This window comes from Chitinophagales bacterium, assembly GCA_013816805.1.
In the GTDB taxonomy this organism is placed as follows: Bacteria; Bacteroidota; Bacteroidia; order Chitinophagales; family UBA10324; genus MGR-bin340.
In genome coordinates this window covers 126,127-151,113 of record JACDDS010000011.1, presented here as the reverse complement: position 1 = coordinate 151,113, position 24,987 = coordinate 126,127, and the positions used below count along the sequence as shown (strand labels likewise).

General features: G+C 39.8%; 22 protein-coding genes. 7 read left to right on the top strand and 15 right to left on the bottom strand.

Features of this window, described 5'->3' with window-relative positions; all coding sequences use genetic code 11:
• Positions 1–352: 352 nt before the first annotated feature.
• The 6 genes from H0W62_10875 to H0W62_10850 all read right to left on the bottom strand — a co-directional run bounded on the left by H0W62_10875 (position 353) and on the right by H0W62_10850 (position 6,971).
• A complete protein-coding gene (locus H0W62_10875) occupies positions 353–526 on the bottom strand; it encodes a T9SS type A sorting domain-containing protein (protein MBA3649035.1) in 174 nt (57 codons plus the stop codon).
• Positions 527–609: 83 nt separating this feature from the next.
• Positions 610–912, bottom strand: a complete 303-nt coding sequence (locus tag H0W62_10870; protein ID MBA3649034.1) for a hypothetical protein — start codon at positions 910–912, stop codon at positions 610–612.
• Positions 896–2,458, bottom strand: coding sequence for an alpha,alpha-trehalase TreF (gene treF, locus H0W62_10865; GenBank protein ID MBA3649033.1), 1,563 nt, complete (start codon positions 2,456–2,458; stop codon positions 896–898). Before treF ends, H0W62_10870 begins: the two co-directional genes overlap by 17 nt.
• 140 nt (positions 2,459–2,598) lie before the next feature.
• Positions 2,599–5,256 carry a TonB-dependent receptor gene (locus H0W62_10860; protein MBA3649032.1) on the bottom strand — a complete coding sequence of 886 codons (2,658 nt, stop codon included), beginning with the start codon at positions 5,254–5,256 and terminating at the stop codon, positions 2,599–2,601.
• A gap of 578 nt (positions 5,257–5,834) precedes the next feature.
• On the bottom strand, positions 5,835–6,005 hold the full coding sequence (locus H0W62_10855) for an Arc family DNA binding domain-containing protein (GenBank protein ID MBA3649031.1): 171 nt from the start codon (positions 6,003–6,005) through the stop codon (positions 5,835–5,837).
• Positions 6,006–6,116: 111 nt separating this feature from the next.
• Positions 6,117–6,971, bottom strand: a complete 855-nt coding sequence (locus tag H0W62_10850) for an SPFH domain-containing protein (protein ID MBA3649030.1) — start codon at positions 6,969–6,971, stop codon at positions 6,117–6,119.
• A gap of 242 nt (positions 6,972–7,213) precedes the next feature.
• Here H0W62_10850 and H0W62_10845 point away from each other — a divergent pair, with 242 nt between their 5' ends.
• On the top strand, positions 7,214–7,849 hold the full coding sequence (locus tag H0W62_10845; protein ID MBA3649029.1) for a leucyl/phenylalanyl-tRNA--protein transferase: 636 nt from the start codon (positions 7,214–7,216) through the stop codon (positions 7,847–7,849).
• A 311-nt stretch (positions 7,850–8,160) separates the two neighbouring features.
• On the top strand, positions 8,161–9,288 hold the full coding sequence (locus H0W62_10840) for a TIGR03118 family protein (protein ID MBA3649028.1): 1,128 nt from the start codon (positions 8,161–8,163) through the stop codon (positions 9,286–9,288).
• Between the two features lie 254 nt (positions 9,289–9,542).
• Here H0W62_10840 and H0W62_10835 read toward each other — a convergent pair whose 3' ends face one another.
• Positions 9,543–10,265 (bottom strand): biotin--[acetyl-CoA-carboxylase] ligase, encoded by a 723-nt coding sequence (locus H0W62_10835; protein MBA3649027.1) that lies wholly within the window; start codon positions 10,263–10,265, stop codon positions 9,543–9,545.
• Here H0W62_10835 and rsfS point away from each other — a divergent pair.
• From rsfS to H0W62_10815, 4 genes are all read left to right on the top strand, one after another.
• Positions 10,183–10,731: a ribosome silencing factor gene (rsfS, locus tag H0W62_10830; GenBank protein ID MBA3649026.1), complete on the top strand. Its 549-nt coding sequence runs from the start codon at positions 10,183–10,185 to the stop codon at positions 10,729–10,731. The genes H0W62_10835 and rsfS overlap by 83 nt on opposite strands.
• Positions 10,732–10,832: 101 nt before the next feature.
• Positions 10,833–12,902 carry an ATP-dependent metallopeptidase FtsH/Yme1/Tma family protein gene (locus tag H0W62_10825; protein MBA3649025.1) on the top strand — a complete coding sequence of 690 codons (2,070 nt, stop codon included), beginning with the start codon at positions 10,833–10,835 and terminating at the stop codon, positions 12,900–12,902.
• Positions 12,903–12,968: 66 nt separating this feature from the next.
• On the top strand, positions 12,969–13,616 hold the full coding sequence (locus H0W62_10820; GenBank protein ID MBA3649024.1) for an LUD domain-containing protein: 648 nt from the start codon (positions 12,969–12,971) through the stop codon (positions 13,614–13,616).
• Positions 13,616–14,374: a UDP-2,3-diacylglucosamine diphosphatase gene (locus H0W62_10815; protein ID MBA3649023.1), complete on the top strand. Its 759-nt coding sequence runs from the start codon at positions 13,616–13,618 to the stop codon at positions 14,372–14,374. Before H0W62_10820 ends, H0W62_10815 begins: the two co-directional genes overlap by 1 nt.
• A gap of 50 nt (positions 14,375–14,424) precedes the next feature.
• On the opposite strand, the gene H0W62_10810 is transcribed toward H0W62_10815, so the two are convergent.
• The 3 genes from H0W62_10810 to H0W62_10800 are packed head-to-tail and all read right to left on the bottom strand — an operon-like array spanning position 14,425 to position 18,240.
• Positions 14,425–15,399 (bottom strand): NAD(P)H-dependent glycerol-3-phosphate dehydrogenase, encoded by a 975-nt coding sequence (locus tag H0W62_10810; GenBank protein MBA3649022.1) that lies wholly within the window; start codon positions 15,397–15,399, stop codon positions 14,425–14,427.
• A 35-nt stretch (positions 15,400–15,434) separates the two neighbouring features.
• Positions 15,435–16,763, bottom strand: a complete 1,329-nt coding sequence (locus H0W62_10805; GenBank protein ID MBA3649021.1) for an efflux RND transporter periplasmic adaptor subunit — start codon at positions 16,761–16,763, stop codon at positions 15,435–15,437.
• 1 nt (position 16,764) lies between these two features.
• Positions 16,765–18,240, bottom strand: coding sequence for a TolC family protein (locus tag H0W62_10800; GenBank protein ID MBA3649020.1), 1,476 nt, complete (start codon positions 18,238–18,240; stop codon positions 16,765–16,767).
• A 134-nt stretch (positions 18,241–18,374) separates the two neighbouring features.
• Between H0W62_10800 and H0W62_10795 the strand changes: the two genes are divergently transcribed.
• On the top strand, positions 18,375–18,818 hold the full coding sequence (locus H0W62_10795) for a nucleoside deaminase (protein ID MBA3649019.1): 444 nt from the start codon (positions 18,375–18,377) through the stop codon (positions 18,816–18,818).
• Between the two features lie 40 nt (positions 18,819–18,858).
• Here H0W62_10795 and H0W62_10790 read toward each other — a convergent pair whose 3' ends face one another.
• From H0W62_10790 to H0W62_10770, 5 genes are all read right to left on the bottom strand, one after another.
• The gene (locus H0W62_10790) at positions 18,859–21,120 is read right to left on the bottom strand and encodes a T9SS type A sorting domain-containing protein (protein MBA3649018.1); all 2,262 of its coding nucleotides are present in this window, start codon (positions 21,118–21,120) and stop codon (positions 18,859–18,861) included.
• 167 nt (positions 21,121–21,287) lie between these two features.
• On the bottom strand, positions 21,288–21,887 hold the full coding sequence (locus H0W62_10785; GenBank protein ID MBA3649017.1) for a PorT family protein: 600 nt from the start codon (positions 21,885–21,887) through the stop codon (positions 21,288–21,290).
• Positions 21,888–22,029: 142 nt separating this feature from the next.
• Positions 22,030–23,118 (bottom strand): formylglycine-generating enzyme family protein, encoded by a 1,089-nt coding sequence (locus H0W62_10780; protein ID MBA3649016.1) that lies wholly within the window; start codon positions 23,116–23,118, stop codon positions 22,030–22,032.
• A gap of 76 nt (positions 23,119–23,194) precedes the next feature.
• Complete coding sequence (locus H0W62_10775) at positions 23,195–24,244, bottom strand: D-alanine--D-alanine ligase (GenBank protein ID MBA3649015.1); 1,050 nt, start codon at positions 24,242–24,244, stop codon at positions 23,195–23,197.
• Positions 24,219–24,968, bottom strand: coding sequence for an NRDE family protein (locus H0W62_10770; protein MBA3649014.1), 750 nt, complete (start codon positions 24,966–24,968; stop codon positions 24,219–24,221). The genes H0W62_10775 and H0W62_10770 overlap by 26 nt, the downstream gene beginning before the upstream one ends.
• Positions 24,969–24,987: the final 19 nt, after the last annotated feature.

Genomic DNA, 24,987 nt, shown 5'->3' with positions numbered 1-24,987 from the left:
GTGCCATACTCCTTGAGTATCCTGATAATTTGTTCTTCGGTGAATTTTTCTCTTTTCATGACCAGTTAAATTTAAAACTGTATTTTCTATTTTTAACTGGCCCTATTTTATGGGGAGCTTACACTATATCCCCAGATTCCAGGCGCAATTCCAGCTTCACAGCTTACATATATGTTTTTTATCGGGAGTTTAAAGGCCAGGTACATAATTAAATGAGATATATGCACCTCCCGCTGCTCCAAAACCTTCAGCATTTATTGTTTGAGTAATTTTTTGCTTCGCTGTATTCTGAGCAGATGCAGTTATTGAACATAGAGTTACAATATAAAAGAAACAATATTTCACATTTATATTACTTAATAAATTTTTGATGCGCTAACAGAATTCCATTAGAGTTAAATAAGCCTGCAACATACATTCCACTAGCCATGTCTTTCATAGAAAATCCAGATTTATCGCCCGGCAATAATCCAATAGTTTTTACTTGCTGACCCAAAGTGTTAAAGACCTTCAATAACAAAGCCATGCCATTTGTAGAATTTGAGAACAAAATGTCTATCTTAAAATTTTGCCCATCAGTGAAATAAAGATTAAATAAATTCTTGTAATTCAGAAAAGTTGAGTCGCTGGTACGTTCGATATTAATTGGTTGCGCTGTACAGTTCTCAGGAGGAGGTCCAGTAGTAAATGTTCGGGTAAACAGGATGATATTCCACACGCATTTTCTAATTGAACGGTGTAAGTGTACGTACCATTCGGATCAAGGGGAGGGATCGTGCTATAATAAGTACTTCCTATAAGCTTATTCACTCCTTCGGCCATATTTGTACATGAATTGCCTTCATTCCACAATCCAATTGTGTAAGCGTTTGGCGGGGTAATGTTCGGGTTTAGATTAATCTTTCGTCCCATATTCCCTCATCAACTTTAATAAAACTCCATTGGTCCAGCCAAAGCCATCCTGCAAAGGATACTCCCCTCCTCCGCCTGATAAGTGGAGGTCTTCAACATTGTATTTTTCAGTAAGCTTACCAGTGTTTTTATAAACCGATACATTTAATTGAATCCATCGGCCGGCAATCTTTTCAGCAAGCCTTTTAAAACTATAATTCTGTAGTCCCTTTATTGTAATGTATTCGAGCGGTGCCCATCCGTTTGGCGCATCCCACTGTTGCCCTGTTTCATTAGCGGTGGTAACTATACCTCCTTTTCTTAATAATTTTTTCTTCAGGATTTTTTGTGATTGCTCGGCCTGGGCAGGAGTTGCTAGCTTAAAAAAGAGTGGAAAGATGGCAGCAGCTGTAATGGTGTTACAGGGTTTTTTTTCCACAAAACCGTAATCACAGAAACAATGCAGATGATTGTTCCAGCAATATTGAAGAATAGCACTCTTTCTCTCCCTCGCTTTTGTTTCGTAATCTTTTTCTGATTGGCCGTCACCTTTTATTTGATATCCTTTTGCAATCATTTCCTCCAGATGATATAAAAGGCAGTTGAGATCTACAGGAATAATTTCGGTGGTGTGAATAGTAGACAGGTTTTTGCCATCTTCAAACCACCGGCTGCTGAAATCCCATCCCGATTCGGCTGCCGCACGAATGTTACGATAGAAATCCTGCGGCCGTTCCGCTGATTGCTTCGCGGCATCCACGTCCTGCTTGAAAGATTCTTCTCTCGGTTCGTCACTATCATCCCAATAGCGATTTAGAATAATTCCATTAATATTCACAGAATTTTTTTCCGAAGCGTCCGTCTTTAATGCTTCAGATCCCCGCATCCAGAAATTATATTCTTTTTCGAGGTCAGTCAGATAATGACGATAAATGGTGTCACCTTTTAATTCTGCAAGCACCTCTACCATTAAAGAGAAGAAAGGCGGTTGTGAACGGGTGAGGTAGTAAGTTCGATTCCCGTTAGGGATAAATCCAAATTGTTCAATGAGGTAGGAGAAATTACGCACCATGTTTTCAATCATTGCAGTGTCCTTATCTTCTCTTAATCCAAGCAGGGTGAAATACGAATCCCAATAATAAATCTCCCGGAAACGCCCTCCGGGAACTACGTATGAATAGGGAAGCGGAATCAGGCTCGAATAACGATTGGATATAGTATCCGGAGTGCGGCTGAGTACCTTCCATAACTCTCCAATATGCTGTTTTACATTCTGCCCTATGTTACTAATATAAGAGCCACCGGCATCTTGCGGAAGCGTGAAATGGTTTAGGACAAAATTTTTCAAATTGAAATCTTGCTGATCCTTTTCCGCATGATATTTATTTAAAATTATTTCAGGACCTTCTTTTGGAATACAATCCACAAAAGTTTTCTGATCAGGAAAGACAGATTCCATTTGCACCCGGATAAACAGGCTATCATAAAGTTCGCGTGGAGAAGAATGCTGACCAAAGCAGGCATTAGCAAGCGAGAGCAAAAGAATTATAAAAATATGTTTTTCCATTTCTAATGACGCAGACTTAATAGTGAAGTTCATGAATAACCTAATGTTAGGGAATAACTTCCGATAACAAAACATTTAAGGGCTGTCTGATTGAATTATTCAGACAGCCCTTGACACGATTTTGCTTATTACTCTTAAATCTAAAAATTAACAGTAATGGATGCTTTGGCGAAGGTTCCCAGAATTGGCCTCGCATAATAAATAGAACCGGGGGCTGTAGTGATTCGCGGATTGCCCTCAGTTAGACCTATGGTGTTTGTTAAATTAGTTCCATCTATTGCAAAACGCACCTGTTTAACAGTAAGGGCCACCCCAGCATCCAAAACAAAAAAGGCCGGCAAAGCAAATTGATTAGCATTGTCAGAATATTTCTTTCCAAAATAATTTCCTTCCACATACACCATTAAGTCTTTAGTAATGTTGTACGACGGCCTTAACAAGCCATATACCGATGGAATTCTTCTCACCTTATTCGTATTGAAATCAAATCCACTTCCTGCAAAATCTTTAAATGTAGGATCCTGTAATGTTCCTGAAAGACTAAGAGAAAAGTCACCGAAATTAAATTCAGCTTCTGCTTCTAACCCTATGTTTTGCGCTTTAGCAAATTTATTTTCAGACTGCCCGTTGGCGAGAATATCGGTAAAAGCAATGTTATCCAATATCATATAAAAGGCGTTGGCAAATACCGCAAAGTTGTTAGCCTGGTATTTGAAACCCAATTCCACCTGGTTAATAACAGTAGGCTTTAATTTGTCTAAGTTCTCGGCATTGTCGAAATAGGCTTCTTCTATAGGTGATCTGAAACCATTGCTGTATCTGATGTAAGCAGCCATGTTTTCTGTAAACTTATAATTAGCAGCACCTGAAAATGATAAGCGGTTAACATCATAAGCCCAATATAAAAAAGGCATTTCTGTAGTGGTAATAGAGTTATCGGCAGTGGTGGTAGTAAAGTCGTAGTTAAAGCTACTGCTGTCTAAGTTTTGTGAGAAAAACTGAGAATTAGCTTTGTAGCCTTTGTACCGGTCGATATCATACCGGAGACCAATATCAAAAGTAAGATCAGAAGTAGCCCTGATTTCGGCACTTGCAAATAAGGCGTTCACATCGCCTTTTGTTTCTGCTTTTCTGGTAAGCCATGATATATCAGAAACTCCATTGTATGTTCTCGAGTAATTAGTATCACCAGGAGTTAATGATAAATCGACGAGATTGAGTAACTGAGGATTATCGGTAACCTCTATCAGCAGATTGCTCCAGTTCCAATACTGGTCTGAGGTCCAGTTAGAGTAATAATATCCAAGCGAAATATCAAACATTTGATTGCTATAATCAAATCTGAGATTATTTGCAAAATTGTTCATTTGCTTATCTATCGCCCAGTAACCTACTTTGGCTACCAGGGCAGGGTTAGCAGCTAATCCTGAATTAGCATAAAAATAGCCGGGAGTGGCGACAGGAAAAGAAGCACCGCCGGTGGTGGTATAATTAGTTGCAAAGTCTGCGGCAGTTTGTGGCTCAGCACCCGGAAAAATGGCCGTGTAATTAAGGTTAATATTTGTGTAACGGAAATAATCGTTAACAGCGAATCCACTTCCAAGGTCTCTTCTCACTTGTCCGCCAAAAGCATCTACGTTTGGATGAATACCATTTTCTAAATTCCTGGAAAAATAACCTCCACCATATTGAGGGACCTGTAGCTGGCTAAAGTTTCTGGAAGTGAGTGTGCCATAATTGGGATCAAAGCCATCAATACCTTTAGGATCATCTTTGTCAGTTAAAGGTATGGGGAGAAGGAATAAATTTCTGTCATCCAATTTTTTGTAATACAAAGTTGCAGATCCTTGGTCAAACACATATTTAATGTTCGCTTTAAGTTGTCCGCCGTTATTTGCCTTAAAGCCAGGGTTGCGTATTCCATTATCGACCCGGTAAAAGCCGCCCACGTTGTAAAAAAGCTTATCAGGCACTATAGCGCCTCCCACATTCAAATCTGTTCTGAACAATCCCGAAGTACCTCCGGTAAGCTTCGCCGTGCCCCCAGAATTATTAGATCCTGTTTTACTAATGAAGTTAATGATACCACCCGGTGCATTGGTTGCATAGATAGAACCCGAACCACCCCTTAAAGCCTCCACCCGGTTCACCGTTTCATCGATCCGCAGCCAATTGTCTGCATTCGCAAATTGAAGAGCGCCATCCTCGAATACGGGAAGTCCATCTTCCTGTATTTGCACATACTCGTAAGCTCCTGCAGAAGGAATACCTCTTGCAAAAAGATTATTACCTACTTCACCCCCTGATGTTTCCACTACAAAGCCGGGAACAGATTGTAACAAATCGGCTGCGCTTTGCGGGGCCAGTTCTTCTATTCTTTTGCTGTTCATAGTAGTAATTGCCACACTCGACTCCAGTTTTTTCTTTGGAGTGGTATACCCTGTAACAATCACTTCCGATAAGTTCAGCGCATCTTCCTGCAGCACGATGGGTTCCAAGGCACTTTCATTAGTGGTTATTTCCTTTTCATATGGCTTGTAGCCTATGTAGGTTATAACAATAGTGTAATTATTTGTCTCAGTTATGGGTAAGCTGAACCTCCCGTCAACATCAGTATAGGTACCGATAGTGGTTCCTTTAAGGTAGACAGTAGCGCCGATAACTGGCTCACCATTCTTGCTTACTACTGTACCGGAAATAGGATCTGCTGGTAAAAAATTATTTAAAGTCTTACCGAACGATTGTTGACAATAGCAGAATAAAATTGCAGAGAAAATGAAGAGTAGATTTTGTTTCATGGCGTTTTTAAGATTTGTGATTGATTAATTAAAGGGTGTTGGTAACAAGTACAAATTTCAAATTAGTATGCTTTTAACTTTTTAAATTTTTGATCGGCATATGAATATGAAATGTTCTAATGCTTCGAAGATAGGATTTCAATATTATAATTTATAGCATGCAGGCCCACTTTTACCCACAGCTATGGTGTATATCTCTAAGGTTTGCTAATGACGTTATAAGAAAAGTATCTATACTAAAGACCTGCTTGGAATTAATGGTTTGGCTGTTCTTGAATAGGAAAGAGTCAATAATAGCACTATTTGAAAAAGAACAGGTGTGGCGACCATGATAAGTCACACCTAAGGATACCAAATGCTCCATTCCTGCTTTCCACAGTTGAGGATAACTGTTGTTGCTTTTAATTGATATTAAAAAATTTCTAAACCGTTACTTACGGGGGAAAACCAAGGGAATTTTAATTCTTATAAAACTTCTGCGGAATAAGGATATCGGCGGGAATTGCTGTTGCCAACGAAATCATTTTTATATTACTGAGTATATTGGCTTACGATTCAGAAAAAACCATTCCACCAAATCAGGACTTCTTTGAAATTTTAATTTTTGCCCTGCCACTTTCTGTCAATGCTTTCTGTAACAAATATTCGATATGGCCATTTAAACTTCTGAATTCATCATTTGCCCATTTTTCCAGTTCTTTTAAGGTACCCGGATTGATGCGCAGGACAAATGCTTTTTTATCAGCCATAAATTATCAGTGCTATCGTACCGGAAAGTTTCCTGATCCTTTTATTATTTGGTTTCAATGGAATAGTTTTTTCTTATTGCTCCTCGCGTCCGGGATCATCACACATTGGACTTAGTTGTACAGTGTACCAGTATTCATTACAGGACTTACATTTTTATCTCCGCACAATACCACCAGAAGATTGCTAACCATTGCAGCTTTGCGTTCTTCGTCAAGTTGTACAATTGCCTTTTCAGATAACCTTGCTAATGCCATTTCCACCATTCCTACAGCACCCTCCACTATCTTTTGTCGTGCTGCAACTACGGCTGTTGCCTGTTGTCGCTGAAGCATCGCATGGGCAATTTCGGGAGCATATGCAAGATGGCTTATACGCGCTTCACTTACATGGATACCTGCCTGTGCCAGCCGGTCATTTAGTTCGCCTTCGAGCATCTGCGTCACCTGATCGCTTCCACCACGCAGCGTAACATTCGCCTGGTCATCTTCTAAGTTATCATAGGGGCATGTTCCGGCCAGGTGACGAACAGCGGCTTCACTTTGAACATTAACAAACTGGTTATAATCATTTACTTCAAACGCGGCCCGTGCCGTATCTACTACGTTCCAAACAATTACTGCAGCAATCTCAATGGGGTTCCCTGTTTTGTCGTTCACTTTCAGAATCTGACCATTTAAATTCCTCGCACGCAATGAAATAGTGCTTCGGCTTAAAAACGGATTTACCCAGAGTAAACCGTTTTGCTTTACAGTTCCGCTATACTTTCCAAAAAGGGTAAGCACTTTTGCTTCATTTGGATTTACAATTAAAAGCCCGCGGAGAATAAAGGGAAGGGCTAAAATAAAAGGGATGGCCTGTAATGGCAGACCCATTCTTATCAGGAAAATCAGCACAGTAAAGCAAACGAGTGCAAGTGCAACCATGATAAATCCTGAAATGGCCGTATGAATTTTTTCTTGGATCATAACTTTTTTTTTAAACACTATTAAAATGATATCACAAAGATATTACTTTAATCCATTAAAAAAATAATTACTCCACTTGATGCGTTAAGCGGGTTCTATTTTTTACATATGAGGAGCCCAGATACCATCTCCAGGAGGTACATTTGATATTTTAAAATAACCGTTCCTTAGTGGACTATTTTCACTAGTTAATGCGGATGATGAAATGCCGTGTTTCCAATTTCATTTTTTGAGATTTGCATATGGTTTATCTTACGCAGGACAACTGGTTTCCTGATCCTGATACGGCTTCAGAAGATGGATTGTTAGCTATTGGCGGTGATCTGAACCCTGATAGGTTATTGCTGGCCTATAGCAAAGGCATTTTTCCCTGGTTTATGAAGGGCAGGAATATTTACTGGTATTCTCCTGCTAATAGAATGGTATTATTTTCAAAGGAAATTCATGTGGGTGAAAGAATGGAACGCACACTTCGTTCGAAACAGTTTGCAGTAACTGTTAATCAAAACTTTAAAGAGGTAATACACTTATGTGCTGAAACGCACTTCAAAAAGCATAAGGATACCTGGATTACTGCTGAATTTATTGAAGCATATATTATCCTTCACCAACTTGGTCATGCCCGCTCCATAGAGATATGGCATAAAGAAAAACTGGTAGGCGGAATATATGGAGTTATAACTGGAAAATTATTTTGCGGTGAAAGTATGTTCAGCATTATGAGTAACGCTTCCAAGGCAGCTATTATATACCTGTGCCGAAGAGAAAATTATATGGCAATCGATTGCCAGGTACCAAGCCATCATTTGTCAAGTCTGGGAGCAAGAATAATTACAAGAGCAAAATTTGAACAACTGCTAATGAATGCAACCAAATAAATTTTATTCAGAAATCAGGTCTATAAATTTCTGTTTGTTGTATTTTAAGTGAATTAAGAATTCTTCGGTATTAATAATATGTTAAAACCGTTTTCTAACCCTAAAAGCTTAAAATGTTAGTCTGATTTTTGCTTATCACAAAATAATTCACGGAGATTTCCCCAACAGGAAAATTTACTTGCTTAACCAATAGTTTTCTTTTCTGAACGGGGATTTTGGACTGTTAAACAGAAAGCTATAGCATTAAGGAGTTAAATCAAGAAATTAGATTTGTTACTTATAAAATTTTTTTCACAATTAAATAATCGAATATGAAAACAAACAAAAATTTACCTGTTAAAAGAATCACGGGCAAACTGACTATTCCTATCAAAGGAGCATTCATAATTTTGCTTCTTTTTATGGTAAATGCCGGGTGTCAGAAGAGCAGCTCTATTTTGCCTGCAACTGCTGATGAAGGGATCGCAGATATGAAAGTATCCGGTTCCAACAATTTCAAACAAATCAATCTTGTTGCGGATGTGGATGAGTATCATCCGATGCGTATCGATAAGAACCTGGTTAATGCATGGGGAATAGCGTTCGGAGCTACCGGTACTATCTGGATTTCTTCTGCAGATGCCGGTGTATCTGTAGTCTATGATGCTGATGGAAATGAAGTAATACCTCCGGTTGACGTGCTTTTTAAAGGTAAAAAAAGTGCTCCGACAGGTGTGGTATATAATAATACTTCAGATTTTGTAATTCCCTCCACAGGTGAGGTAAGTAAATTTATTTTCGCCACTGAAGATGGAAATATTGCAGCATGGAGTTCCGGGGATTCTACAGTTACAGTTGCGGATGAGTCTGACGAAGGTGCGGTATATAAGGGAATTGCTATGGCAACCAACAATGGTGCGAGCTATATATATGCAACGGATTTCCACAATGCTGAGATTAATGTATACGATGATCATTTTAATTATGTAGAAAAGAAGGGTTTCATTGATCCAAATATTCCATCAGGATATGCTCCTTTCAACATCCGGAATATCGGCGGCCAATTATATGTTACCTATGCCAAACAACTGCCTCCTGATAATGAGGATGACGAAGCAGGTCCGGGCCATGGATATATTGATATCTTCAGCCTGAATGGCAATCTTATCAAACGTTTTACTTCTCAGGGCCCACTCAATTCACCATGGGGGATAACCAGAGTACCGAATCAGGATTTAATTTTTGTGGGAAACTTTGGCGATGGTAAAATCAACATGTTTGACATCCTTGGAAATTTTATCGGACCTTTAATGAGCGGTGGTAGTCCATTAGTGATCGATGGATTATGGGCACTTTCTTTCCCGCAAAATGTTTCAGGAAGCCAAAAGCAGCGCCTGTATTTCACAGCAGGTCCTGACGAAGAATCGCATGGTCTTTTTGGATATTTGACGAATAAATAGAATTCTTATAAAGAATGCTAAAAGGCCGGGAAGATTCCGGCCTTTTATTTTTATACACACGGATGAATTTTTTCATTCCCATAAGGATAGTAATGGCCTTATATAAACTTTCTCCGGTGTATGTTAATAGAGGCAGAAATTCGGAGCTATAGTTTAATTAAGAATCTTTCTTTGCTTTTATGAGCGGAGAATAAGAAGGACGTAATCTCTAAAACGGTTGAAGATTCTTTAACTCTTCACTTTTAGGTATCACATCATATAATCATTTCTATTTCTTTGAATCCGAAAACTTCATGCTGATTATTGACCTGTAATATCAGTTTACCTTCTGCCGTTAATCCAACAATTTTTCCCATAAAGGTTTTTCCGGCAGTGCTGTAATCAGATTCTTCCTCCACCCTGAACAATTGCTTCATATAATCTTTCTGAATTTGATCAACGTGGTTATTCTTCAGTTGCAGATAACGGTATTCCAGCTTTTCACATAGATCATCCAATACCTTATTAAGAGAAAATTTTTTCCCGGTAATGCATGCCATAGAAGTTGCCTTTTTTTGCAACCCGGAAAAATTTATTTGATTTACATTTAGCCCAACACCCACAATTGAATATTGAATAAAATTTCCCTGCACTGAGTTTTCAATAAGGATTCCAGCAATCTTTTTTTCACCGAATAATATATCATTAGGCCATTTAATTTTGACGTTTTCTTTTATTACAAAGTCTTCCACAGTTGCAGCAACGGCTAACGAGATAACCTGGTTAAGAAAAAACTGCCGTTTGGCTGGAAGGAACTTTGGCTTTAATATAATGCTTAGTAATAAATTTTTCCCTTTCTCGCTTTGCCAGCTATTTCCTGCGTAGCCTTTACCCCCTGATTGAAAATCGGCGCGGATGAGCGTGCCTTCAATTACATCTTGCTGCTGTATTAATGCTGCAGCATGCTCATTGGTGGAAGTTAGGTCTGCAAAATCCAATCTTGTTTTTCCTACAAAAAAAGTGGACGACATTCCGATTGGCAGGATTTATTTAGTTTTGCAAAAAAACTTAATTATCAAAGCTGTAAAAGCCACAAAAAAACCATCGTCAAAACAAATATACCCGGCGAATGTAGAGGTAATCGTTGAAAGTATACGGGACAAAAAAGGAGAGAATATTGTAACCCTTGATCTCAGGAATATTCAGGATGCTGTTACTGATTTTTTTATAATAACAGATGCTGAATCAACAACACAGGTTAAAGCCATTGCAGAAAATATAATCAGGCACGTTCATGAGCAACTGCTTGAAAAACCCTGGCACCAGGAAGGTTTTACAAATGCCGAATGGATTTTAATAGATTATGTAAACGTTGTAATACACGTTTTTCTTAAGCCTGTTCGCCATTTTTACCAGTTGGAAGAATTGTGGAGTGATGCCACGGTTGAGGAACATAATGACTAAATTTGTGTTTACAGTATAGAGATTCCTGCTGGCTTCCACAATAACTCTCCGGAGCGTTCGTCCCTACAGGATTAAATTTTATCAGACTAATAAATGAGTGAATGGAAGAAAAAAATAAAACACGGAAGCGAAATCCGTTAATTAATCCTCCTAAAGGGCCAAAGTTCAATGTTTATTGGATTTATGGCATTGTGGTGGTAATATTAATTGGGTTAAATTATTTTCCTTTCAGCAAATCATCTAAGCTCATCAGTTTTGAGGAGTTTAATCAGAACATGCTGCAATCGGAAGATGTGGAAAAACTGGTTGTTGTAAATAAGGAGTACTCTGAAATCTATATTAAAAAGGATCGGCTGAGTGAGGATAAATATAAAGACGTTGCAACTACAAATTTTAATACCTTAAATCCCGGACCTCATTATAAGTTCAAGATTTTGAGTGTGGATGATTTTACCAAACGCCTTGATCAGGCGGAATCGGAAGTCATTAAAAAAGATCCGACCTACCAACGTATTGGAGTTTACCCGGAGAACCAGGCCGACTGGTTAAGCTTACTGATGACGTGGATACTTCCGATTCTTGCTTTTGTTGCCATATGGTATTTTATTATGAGAAGAATGACAGGCGGAGTTGGAGGAGCAGGTGGTCAGATCTTTAATTTCGGAAAATCCAAGGCTACACTCTTTGATAAGAATACCAAGGTAAATGTAACTTTTGCGGACGTGGCAGGCCTGGATGAAGCAAAGGCCGAAGTGATGGAGATAGTTGACTTCCTCAAAAACCCAAAGAAATATACAGCTCTTGGTGGTAAAATACCAAAGGGTGCTTTACTGGTTGGGCCTCCGGGAACCGGAAAAACATTAATTGCTAAGGCAATGGCCGGGGAAGCGCAGGTACCTTTCTTTTCTATTTCAGGGTCTGATTTCGTGGAACTGTTCGTCGGAATCGGAGCATCTCGTGTGCGCGATCTTTTTCGCCAGGCAAGAGAAAAAGCACCGTGCATCATTTTTATAGATGAAATAGATGCTATCGGCAGGGCGCGGGGCAGGAACTTTATACAAGGCGGAAACGATGAGCGCGAGAATACCCTGAACCAATTGTTGGTGGAAATGGATGGTTTCGGAACAGATTCTCATGTTATTATTCTGGCCGCCACAAATCGGCCCGATGTGCTTGATTCAGCATTAATGCGTCCTGGAAGATTTGACCGGCAAATTTCAATTGATAAACCTGACCTGGTAGGAAGAGAACAAATATTCAAGGTCCACTCTAAACACATTAAAGTGGCAAAAGTGCTGGATATGCAGAAATTAGCTGCTCAAACTCCCGGCTTTGCTGGTGCGGATATTGCCAACGTTTGCAATGAGGCCGCTTTAATTGCAGCACGAAAGGGTAAAAAGGAAGTTGAGATGAGTGATTTCCAGGATGCCATTGATCGCGTAATCGGGGGACTGGAAAAAAAGACAAAGATCATCTCTAAAGAAGAAAAAAAGATTGTTGCATACCATGAAGCAGGTCATGCTATTTGCGGCTGGTTCCTGGAACATGCCGATCCGCTGGTAAAAGTTTCTATTGTACCCCGTGGTGTTGCAGCTCTTGGCTATGCGCAGTATTTGCCAAAGGAGCAATACCTGTACACTACGGAGCAGTTGATTGACGGCATTTGCATGGCACTAGGAGGAAGAGCTGCAGAAGAGATCGTATTCGGAAGAATTTCTACCGGTGCCCAAAATGATCTGGAACGGATCACCAAGATGGCATATGCCATGATCACCATTTATGGCATGAATGCAAAAATTGGAAACCTGTCTTATTTTGATCCTCAAAACGAGTACGGGTTTCAAAAACCATATTCAGAAGAAACCGGAAGGATGATAGATCAGGAAGTGCGTCTATTGGTAGAGCGCGCTTTTGACAGGACGAAAAATTTGCTTAAGGAAAAACGTAATGAGCTCGAAGCACTATCTCAGGAATTGCTGCAAAAGGAAATCCTTTTCCAGCAGGACCTTGAACGGTTAATCGGAAAACGGCCATTTGACATAAAAACCAAGGAAGAAGAGGAAGCAGCGATTGCTGAAAACGGTACCACAGAACAGGCAGAGGAGCAGGAAAAGAAAGAAGAAGTATTAATTCCGTCTGTGTTAAAAAATCCAGAAACCAAAATAGCTTAGTTACCTTTGCTTCAATACATACAAGTTTTTCTTAGGTATTGATTGGTAATGTAACTACAGTAATGAATGGAGACCACTTCCAAGGAACGCATTCTGAAAAAGATTCGTAAGGCACTAATTGAACCTACAGATCAGCCTTTTCCTAATCTTGATACCAACACTTCCATTTATCCTGCTCCTGCTGATTCCCTGGATATCATTTTTGCTGAGGAATTCACGAAGGTGCAGGGAAACTTTATCTACTGTGAAAATCATTCAGATTTCATAGAAAACCTGAATTCACTTTCAGAAGCAAGACATTGGGATAATTTGTTTGCGTGGGAGTATTCTTTGCAGGCCCTGTTTCAGCAATATATTTTTAAAAAATTGCGAATCGGCGGTAACCTCGATAAGGCGGATGGGGGCATTACCAGGTGTGAGGTATTGATAGCCCGTACCGGAACTATTCTTCTTAGTTCCCGCCAGGAATCGGGCCGAGCACTTCCAATCTTTCCCCCTGTGCATTTAGTGGTTGCATATCGTTCTCAATTAGTTTATGATCTGAAAGATGGCCTCCAGTCAGTAGCTGAAAAATATGAAGGTAAAATGCCTTCCATGATTTCTCTGGCTACGGGTCCAAGCCGGACAGCAGATATTGAAAAGACGCTTGTATTGGGCGCACATGGTCCGAAAGAAGTATACCTGTTTTTTATAGATGAGCCTGCCACTGCGTAATGGAAAATATTCCGGAGCTCACCGGCAAAATATATTTTGTTTCTGACCTTCACCTTGGTGTTCCGGATTACAATTCTTCGCTTGTTCGTGAAAAGAAGTTTGTTCAATGGCTGGAACTCATCCGGCTGGATGCGCAGGCACTTTTTATAGTGGGTGATCTCTTTGATTTTTGGTTTGAATATGCTGAGGTTGTGCCGCGCGGATATGTGCGTGTGCTTGGCAAACTGGCGGAGCTCACGGATAACGGGTTACCTGTCCACTTTTTTACCGGCAACCATGATCAATGGATGAAAGATTACTTTACTAAGGAGCTGAACATCCCGGTTTATCATTCTCAACAGCAGCTTTCAATTGCAGGAAAGAATTTTTTAATTGCTCATGGTGATGGATTGGGCAAAGGAGATCATGGATACAAATTTTTAAAATCGTTGTTTCGTGGACGATTATCACGCTGGCTTTTTTCCCGCATTCATCCGAACCTGGGAGTACACCTGGGCAGATACTGGTCATTGAATAATCGCCTGATCAGTGGGGAAGATGCGGAATTCCTCGGGGAGCCTGAAGAATGGCTGATCGGATATGCCCGTAAAGTGCTGAAAAACAAACATGTTGATTATTTTATATTTGGCCATCGACACCTGGCCATTGACTATCTACTGAATGAGACGAGCCATTATATTAATCTTGGTGACTGGATCAGGTATTATAGCTACGCAGTGTTTGATGGTGAAAATCTGGAGCTGAAGTATTATAAATAATTGCAGCCATAGATTTAAACTGCTGAGAATAGGAAATCAACATAACTTAGTTAACTCAAAACTGCACTCACTTTTTCCATCTCTTTTCCTGGTTCGGCTTCTTCGTATAAAATCCTGTACGTAGCCTCACAGATTGGAAGATTTACCTGGTAATGCTTATTCACTTCATGAATACATTTCGCAGCATTATATCCTTCCGCAATCATATTCATTTCCAGCAAAGCGGCCTGCACAGAATAACCCTTTCCGATCATGGTGCCGAGGGTACGGTTACGGCTGAATTGCGAATATGCCGTTACTAAAAGATCCCCGAGGTAAGCGGAATCTTTAATGTCCCGGTTTATAGGATGCACTGCTTTTACGAAGCGCTCCATCTCCTCTATGGCATTGCTGATAAACACCGCCTGGAAATTATCTCCATACCCAAGTCCATGGCAAATCCCTGAGCATAGTGCGTAGATATTTTTCAGCACGGCTCCATATTCCGTTCCATAGATATCGTCACTTTCTGTGCACCGTAAATAGTTACAGCGAAGCAGGTTACAAACGAGCGTTGAATTTAAAATATCAGGACAGGCAAGCGTTAAATAAGATAGCTTTTCAAGCGCAATTTCTTCTGCATGAGAAGGGCCGCTGATGATCACCGTATTCTCAAATGAAACTTTAAAATATTTTTCAAGGTATTCCGCTATTATAAGATTATCAAATGGAATCATACCTTTTATTGCAGATACCAAAATTTTTCCTTCAAAATCTTCATATGATAATCTTGTAAGTACACCTGACAGGAAGGCCGCCGGTACAGCAAGAAAAATAATATCTACTTGTGAAATAACCACTTTTATATCGTTGGATGGAATAATTAATTCTGGCTGAAATTTAATAGAACCAAGATAACGGGGATTATGATTATGGGCTCGAAGCCAATCTGCCGCATGTTTGCTGCGCAGCCACCAGTTAACGGTGTGGCCGTTCTGGTTCAGAATTTTAACGAGAGCAGTTGCCCAGCTTCCACCGCCAATCATGCCTATTCGTTTGATGTGGATTATAGCCAATGCAACTATTTTGCTGTTTCTTTAGCAAATAGCTTGCTCTTATCAACTACTGCAATTGGATCACCGTTCTTCAGCAAACGAGAAATGGCACTGAAAGGACCTGTTATAATTTGTTCATCACCTTTTAATCCCTCCTTAATTTCTATATACTCATCATCCTGAATACCGGTTTTAACCTTTACAGCTTTTGCCTTTCCCTGGTCATTCATAAAAACGATTTCCTGTATAGCGCTTTTTTTCTTTGCTGTATCAGCAGTTCCGCCATTGGAACTGTCTTCACGGGTTGTAACGCATTGAATAGGTACAGCCATAACCTTATTTACATGGCTGGTCATTACATCCACAGAAGCTGACATGCCAGGTAAAAACGGAAACTGCTTTCCACTATTCCCTTCCAAATCTTTATAAGAATCTTTAATAAGTAAAATTTTAACAACAAAATTAGTGACCTGCTCCGTACTGGTACTTAATTGGTTTTTAGCAGAATTAGCTATTTGCGTAACTACGCCTTTAAAAATTTTATCAGGATAGGCATCCAGTTCAATATCGGAAGTGTCACCTAATTTCACCCGAAGCACATCATTTTCACTTACATCTACGCGAGCCTCAATAGCGTTGAGATCGGATATATGCATCATATCAGTACCTTCCATTTGAGTAGTTCCCAATACACGTTCTCCTTTCTCAATGTTTAATTGAGATAAGATGCCGCCCATAGGGGCATATATATTGGTCTTCCGAAGATCTTCCTGTGCCTGTTTTACAGAGGCAGCCGCACTTACAACATTATATTGTGCAGCATCTACACTCATTTGTGCTCCATCATTGGCAGCCTTTGCAGATTTATAAGAAGCTTCAACGGTTTCAAAATCGGAAGAAGCAATTATCTTATTATTATATAGCGAAACGTTACGCTGATAGTCTTTATCTGCCTTTTCATATTGTGCATCTGACTGCACCTGCGATGCCTTGGCTTGCAGGTAGTTTGCTTTTGCAGTATTCATAGCAGCCACTGCCCGGTCCAGCTCTGCCTGGTAGATGTCTGGTTTTATTTTAGCAAGCAGCTGGCCTTCTTTCACAGAGTCACCTTCTTCTACATTCAACTGGGTGATCTCCCCTGATACATCAGGACTGAGCTTTACTTCAACCTGTGGATAGATTTTACCGCTGGCGGATACTTTTTCAATAATGGTTCTTCTTGAAACCTTTTCGACACTAACATCTGTAGCATTCCCGCCGCCGACCCAGCCTTGTTTCTTTCCAACAATCAAAACAATAACAAGAATAATAGCGATAGCGGCTATAATAATAAGAAGACGGTTTTTCCTGAACATACTATTGCATTGTTAGTGGTTTGCCTTCATAAAACTCAAGCTCTTTCAACTTGAAGATATATTGATATTTGGACTGAAGCAGTTCCGATGTCGATCTCAATAAATTATTCTGAGCAGTGATGTAATCGAGGGAAGTGATAGCACCAAGGTTAAATCTTCTTTGAGCATCATCGAATGCTTTTTGTAAAGAAGCAACGCTCTTGAGAGATGCGGTATACTTATTTTTTGCTGCCACCGCATCTGTATAGGCTGTCTGTACATCTTTATACAACTGCTGCCTGGTTGATTCCAACGTTAGCTGCTGGTTTAACAGGTTGATGCGGGAGCGACTGACATTTGTACGCGTCTGCCAGTTATTGAAAATAGGAATATTCAGGCTGATTCCAAAAGCTTCGCCAAAATTATCATTAAACTGCCGGGTAAAGGTTGGAGTTGATCTTATCGGTAGGAAAATTAAATTAGGTGCGAGCACAGGATCACCGGTACTTGATAAATAACCAATAGTAGTTGGTTCACCGGCAATGGAATCGAACCCGGTTATCTGTTTTGCATTGGAGTAATTCGTAGACAGACTTCCAAAAAGTGATAATGCAGGGTATTGTGCCCCTTTTGCAATTGAAAAACTCTTCTCAGAGCTTTTCACCTGGTATTCTGCACTTTTAATTTGCGGCTGTATTTGAAGGGCCAGCTTGTAAACACTATCAACCGTCACGTTTAACTCACTAAGAAGGTCATTGCTAATCACGACATCCGCTATGGTGACGTCGATTGGATCCTTAACATTAAGTAGCTGGGCAAGATTAAGTTTTGCAATATCGAGTGTATTCTGAGCCGTTACCTGATTGAGTTCATCATTTGCTTCCTGTGCCTGAATATTGTAAAGAGACCCTTCCGACAGTGTACCTGCTGATACCAATGCTTGTGTTCGGGTAAGCTGCTGGTTAGAAAGCTGGAGCTGACCCTGGGCTATTTTCAAATTTTCTTTAGCATATACTACATTCAAAAACCCTCCTACAACAAACAATAAAACATTATTCACCGTGGTCTCCGTTGTGAATTGACTTGCTAACAGATCAAATTGATTTTTCTTAATGGTATTCTGTCGCTGAAAACCATTAAAAATGTCCCAACCCGCCTGTGCGGTAAGCTGTCCGTTTTGAAAACTCTGCGTTCTATAAGAATAGGTGGTGGGATCTAATGTGCGGCCAAAATTAAAATAGTAATTAACGCTTCCATTGATATTGGGTAAAAGACTCAGCTTCGACTGAAGCAAGGCATCTTCAGAAGAGTGTTGAGTAAGCTCGGATTGCCTGATGCTGATGTTATTGTCTTTAGCATAAGCAATGCATTCCTCCAGCGTCCAGACTTTTTGTGCAAACAGGGAATCAGTAAATAAGCAGAAGAAAGTAGCAGCAAGAAAAAGAGGACGCAAATGTTTAATTATTTTAGCGGTGCCAAAGATAGAAAAAGCAAACATAGTCAGATGGTGTTTATGATGTGCAGAAATTAAAACGAATTTTAGAAAAAGGAATTATTATTTCTTCTAATTATTGAAGCTAATCGATAAAAGACGGATAATAACTTATGATTGTTACATCATTTATCTTTTAAATGCAACCATTACCGCATGATTACTTTATGTCTGTAGCTTTGAAAGAGGCTTATAAGGCATTGCAGGAAGATGAGGTTCCGATAGGTGCGGTGATTGTTGCACAAAATCAGATCATCGGAAAGGGATATAACCAGGTAGAGAAATTAAATGATGTAACAGCACATGCTGAGATTTTGGCTATCACCGCCGCCTCACGGTTCTTCAACTATAAATATCTAAAAGACTGTATCATATATGTTACTATAGAACCATGTGTGATGTGTGCTGCGGCTATTGGCTGGGCGCAGATAGGGAAGCTGGTATTCGCATCTCAGGATCGGAAAAAAGGCTTTTCACTTTTTGAGCCTTCGCCCTTACATCCCAAAACTTCTATACTTTCCGGGATATTGGACGAGGAGTGTTCTAACCTGGTAAAAGAATTTTTTAAACGGAAGAGGGAATAAAAAGCCTTTTTTAAATTGGATAAAAGCTTATACAGTTAAATCATTCTTTAATTATTTTCCTGATTATAATTCTCTTATTGGTTTCTATCCAAACGAAATAAATTCCGGGCAGCAGCTGGTGAATATCATAGGAAAAAAAATGCTGCTGAACTTTTGGGTACAACGGAAACGGTACTACCTGACCCATTATATTCAGAAGCCGAACATTCATTTCAGAAGAGGAAAGATTCTCAGCTCGTATATTTAATTCCGTTCCAACCGGATTAGGATAAATTTCAATTGTATTTTCTATATTTTTTGTTACTGCAGTTCCTGTTGCAAGTGTGGTATCCAAATCAGTTCCTAAACGAAAATTAAGATTCGAAATATCGAAGAAAATATTATCAGCAGCCTCAACTTTTATCCGCGCCGTAGTAGTTATCCACCCGGTATCATTAGCAATAGTAACGAGTTCGTTTCCATCATTGGCGGTTTGCTGCATAAGGGTATCGGGATAGCTAAATCCACCGTCACGTGATAACAGAATATTTACAAGCTTGCAATTAATAGGAGCCGTATCAGTGCCGGCCACTTCCCAGGTTATGGATTTTGATGTTCCAACCTGGAAATAACCAGAGGAATCGGGGTAAGTAACTCTGAATGCTTTTTCGGTGTTTACAACAGTTATGGTTTTAAACTGATCATTGTAAGCCACTGCAGCCCCATCTAACCTATTGTCACGCACTGTCAGTCTGAATTTCATTACCCGTGCATAAGCTGGTAAAATTTCTCCGATTACTATTTTATTAGCTACTATGCTTGATAGTTTAGGGAAGATTCTGTAAGAAACTGTATCAGGCCGAAAGCTTCTGAACAGTGGCGCTGTTCCTAACGGTTTATTCCAATCACAGGCCAGTCCACGGTCCATTTCTTCCCAGCAAAAAGTCAACGCAGCGCCATCAGAATCTATCGCGCTCCCATTTAACACAAACGGAGTATTAAAAGGAATAGAGTAATCGCTGCCTGCATTAACTGAAGGAGCCTTATTGATGATAGGAGTTACTACAGGGCAATTATTCCCGTTAACTAACTGAGTAAAGTTTACAACCTCATCAAAGTTTTCAGTATGAAAATAAGGGTCGCTGTGTGGCTGCAGGTCATTTATTCCGCATATACCCGCATAAGCCATGATCGTGGAACCACTGCCCGGCTCATAAGCGGTAAAAGCATTGCGGTTCCCGCCTCCGCAATTAACCGTTTCGGAATTAAACGTATGGTTTGCACCAAACTGATGGCCCATCTCATGCGCTACGTAATCCACATCGAATGCATCTCCTACTGGATTTGACAGACCTGTAACCCCCATAGCCTTCCGCCCATTGTTGCAGACTACTCCAAGCCCTGCAATACCTCCTCCTCCCGTACTGAATACATGACCAACATCATAGTTATCACTGCCGATGCTATCATCAATAACTGCCTGGTTTTCACTCAGCATGGCATACCCATCGTTATTGGTATAGGGATCAGTAGTGCCATCTAAAAAAATTATTTTTTCTTCACTATCAACCAAAACAAGGTGAATGTCGAACTCCTGCTCATAAATGCCATCCACACGGTTCAGTGAAGTAACCATTGCTGCAAGAGCTCCGGCCACTGAATCCCCCTTTGTTCTTGCATATTCACCAGTGCAGGCGAGAGCTAAACGATAGGTTCTTAATTCAGTTCCTATACTTCGCCAAGCGCTGTTTACAGATTCGAAATCAGAGTCTTCAGTTTTTATACCGCAGATAAAATTGCAGGCTGGTGATAAATCCTTTTTATAGTAACTCATATATATTTCAGAATTTTTACCAGGTACTGGATCGATAAACGACTGACCACGGGGAGAAAGAATCATAGTGTGAAAACCTTCATCCGTGAGATCAAGCCTTATTGAAGCATGCCTGTCTGAAATACCAACTCCCTTATAAGTTTTTATGGATGGAAATTTTGTTGAAAGCCCTTCGGCCATTACCGCATATGCCCGGATCTGAAAATCTTCTGAAGATCCATCCGGCATTGGAATGCTAATAATTAATGGGTCCGCTTTGTAAATTGTTGATGAATATGAAGATGCCTCCTTCAAAAAAGATTTTATGCCATCCACATCCAATTGCAGTAATCGGCAGAATTGTGGCAGAGAAATATCTTGGGCAGAATTATCAAGCGTATTAATGGATATATTTTTCCAAAATAAGCTGGATTGGGAATACGATTGTATAGCGCTGAAGAATAAAGAAAATAAGAGAGGGTAGATTTTTTTTGAGGAAAAAAAGATCATGGTTTATAAGTTATTTATAGCCTGATTCAGAAAGCTGTTACTCTTCATTTTGATTCCTTAAAGATATGTTCCTTATTGCTAACGGGAAACTATAAAAATCAGCAGGATAATTATAAATAAAAAAGGGTCAACTTTCGCCAACCCTGTTTAAACTCTATTTTTTAATCTTAGAAACGCAAACCAACGGTTATAAATCCATAATTATTTTTTGCATCACTTATCTTATCAAATACTTCATTTAAGCCAATTGAATATCCGGCATCAACTGAAAACATGAGTACATCTAAACCTGCTCCGAAAGTTACATCCGCTCCAAACTTGTTTAAATCATTTAATGTAAACTGCAGGCCATTTACAGGAACGGATACTGTATACTTAAACACCGGCCCAGCATAAGCCCGTACATTTATTACGCTTCTTAATATTGGTGCGAGGTTGATACCTACATATAATGGTAACTGAAGATTGTGTTGCGAAAAATTGTCCTTAGCACCCTCAGTAGTATCTGTTTGGGCGTAATAATTTCGCAGCAACTGGTAATTAAGACCTGCCTGACCGTACAGGAACTTTCCGCTGCGGTAAAAAATACCAGCCTGGTATCCAGTCCTGGAGTCGGCAGTTAGGGACGGAGTGGTAATATTTACGTTTGTAAAATTCAATCCGGCATTTATACCAAATTCTGACCTTTTATGCTCCACCACCTGACTAAAACCGTGAGAAACAATAAAAAGACAGGCGACTACCAAAATTGATTTCAGGTTTTTCATAATTGAAAGTTATTTGGAATGTTTGACTGATGAGTTTTTGGTTCACAGGATTTGTAAAAATCGTGCCAGTCGTTCGGGATAATTAAAGACCTTTATTATAGTAATTCAGAAACTGACGAAGAACTCTATTATTTATGTGATATTAATTCTTCCACAGTTGCTGAGTGGTTACACATCGAAAACCGCAATGCTCTAATCCTGTATCCGGACTGGTTTTCATACGTGCTGTAACCCGGTAGCTTGAACAATAGCTATCGTTACATAAAAATGATCCACCCCGGTTAACACGTTTTTGCACCAGGGGTTCTTCGGGATCTAAACTGTTATTTGGCCCCTGCGGGTTGTAAACGATGTTTTGTTTTACGCATTGTGCATAATAATCCGCCCGGTACCAATCGCTGCACCACTCCCATACATTGCCTGCCATATCGTATAGTCCGTAACCATTGGGATCATAGGATTTTACCGGTGCAGCCAGCACAAAGCCATCTGTTTTTGTATTTACATCCGGGAAATGTCCATCCCAGGTATTTGCGTGTTTTGCATAATCTTTATCGTCACCCCAGGGATATTTTTTATCTCCGTAACCTCCGCGTGCCGCGAATTCCCATTCCGCTTCCGTGGGCAGGCGTTTATGTGCCCAGTTGCAGTAGGCCATGGCGTCATCCCAGGAAACCTGTGAAACAGGAAAATTATCCTTTCCTTTAATACTGCTGTTTTCCCCCTGGGGATGGTGCCAGTCCGCGCCTTTAGTCCACGCCCACCACTGACCCGGATCATTCAAAGATACTTTATGGTCAGGCGGAGAAAATACCAATGATGATGCCACAAGCACTGAATCCGGAGGCTTTGCTGTTCCCGGTGGAACTTGTTTTTTTAACTCCTCCCAGTCAGGTGCTTTCTCTGCTGTGGTCACATATCCTGTTGCTTTTACAAATGCTGAAAACTGTGCGTTAGTAACTTCAGTAGCATCCATCCAGAACCCATCGACACGAACTTTATGAGCGGGTTTCTCATCGTCACGTGCCTGAGGATCATCATTCGTCCCCATTGTAAAATCTCCGCCGGGAATCCATACCATGCCGCCGGGTGGATTAGTTACGATTTCAGAAGATGCTGAGTGTGAAATATAAGCAAGCGTTTCACCTCCGTTTGACCTGCTGATACAGCTATAAAGAAGTGTGATTATTGCAGGCACCAGCATCAAAATAAATATCCGTTGATGTTTCATTCGAGGTATCATGTATCAAAATTAAAGGTTAAAAAATGAATGAGAAACAGAGGGCCACTACAAAGGAACGTGACCGCTATCCTTCGTATATTTTGTTCGGATGAAGTTTTTTTTCCTGTAAATGCTGAACAATCGCTGTATACATTTTAGAAATTTTCATAGGCTTGTTACCTCTTTTTTTATTTTCCATGCTGATTTTATATATGGTATTCCAATGGCGAAACAGATCACGGTAAGCTTTGACTAAAGACATGGTTGGATCGTATATGTGAGCGGGTTCTGAATTCACACCATTCACTTCAATTATTTTAAAATTTCCTTTCTCCATTTCTTCAAATGAGCTGCATCGTACATCGAATCTCCCAAAGTAAAACTCATGCAAGGTCTTGCTGGCCTTATCAAAGGCTGCAACCAGCTTCTGATTAATCAGATGATTAAAATTATAAAAGGAAGTACCCCTGTTATGGTTTCCAATTTCAATCAGTGTTTTTTTTTCACCAGCTGCAATTACAGCCTGCAGTTCACTTTTAAACTGGACTATAAGTTTTTCTAAATGGTACCTGCAACGATCGGACTTTTGGAACAACTCCAGTAATGTAGATTTACCATTTCCAGTCACAGATAAAAAGTCCCGTTTCATTAGGGATGAAATAGTTCCTGCTGAGTTGGAAGGAAGGCGATAATACATTACCCCATATTCTTCCGGCAGATTGATATATTCCTGTAATAAAAATACTTCCGGAACATCCATCAGGTATTTTTCCATCTGCTGCCGGTCGCTGATTTTTTCTACTTTCCATCCACGCTCTCCAAAATCGGGCTTTAAAATCACTGGAAAATAAATTCCTGCTTCCTTCATTTTTTTTATTATTTCTTCTGCATCCGGAAAAGAAGTAAATACAAGTGTCTCGGGAATGTATTTTTTATGAAGCTGATTTTGTATTTCGCTTTTTGAATAACCGGCAAATCCGCCCATTACCATTCCCGGATTGGTAAGGGTAAAAAATGAAAGAGTGCGGGCGCGAAAAGCAAGTACGATAAAGTGGAAATACACAGGAAGATAAAAAATCCAGAACGGCCAGAATTCCCATTTAAAAAATTCAGGAAGCCGCGTTTTTTTCTTCATGCAAATAAGGAAGATTAATAATTTTCAGAGCTGTAACTTTTTTAATTAAATCACGATATGCCATCACCAACGAATGGTTGTTCCCGTGAATTGAAGTTACACTTAGTGTCTGGATTTCGTTTAACTGCAGATAGGGCTCAACCCAATCCTGGTACAGGAAATGTTTTTCGTGCAGGTCAATTAATTTTTTCTGAGATACAACAGAACTCTTTTTCAGATAATTTTTGAAAGCGTTCTCTTTTGCTGCTATAATATCTTCAGTATAAAGTGTAACGGAAGACCATAAATGAATCTGGCCTTCATCGCGCCGGGTAAAATATTTCTGATTTCCATCCCATCGCAATTCGTATAATTTTATTCCTTCTTCAGCACTAATTATCACCATTGTAAATGCTTCTATATTAGTGAAATCATATTCATTTACATACTCTATAACCGTGGAGGAATTAAAAAAATCAAGCACTACCAGACCCCTGCTTTTTCTATATGGAACATGGCGCTTGTGTTTTTTAAATGCGCCATTTAAAAGGCATACAACTTTACGTGTATCGGACGCACCTATCCATGTTCCATTAGCGAGCGGATCAACAGGGCAGGCTATAGAAAAATTTTGGCTCCTGATTATTTGAGGCGCAGATGATAATCCACGCGCGGTTGTTTCATCACGGTTCGAGGTAAGAATAAATTCATCCTGATTAAGAGGGACAAAACTAACGGTACACATTTTTCATAATGCAATTCAA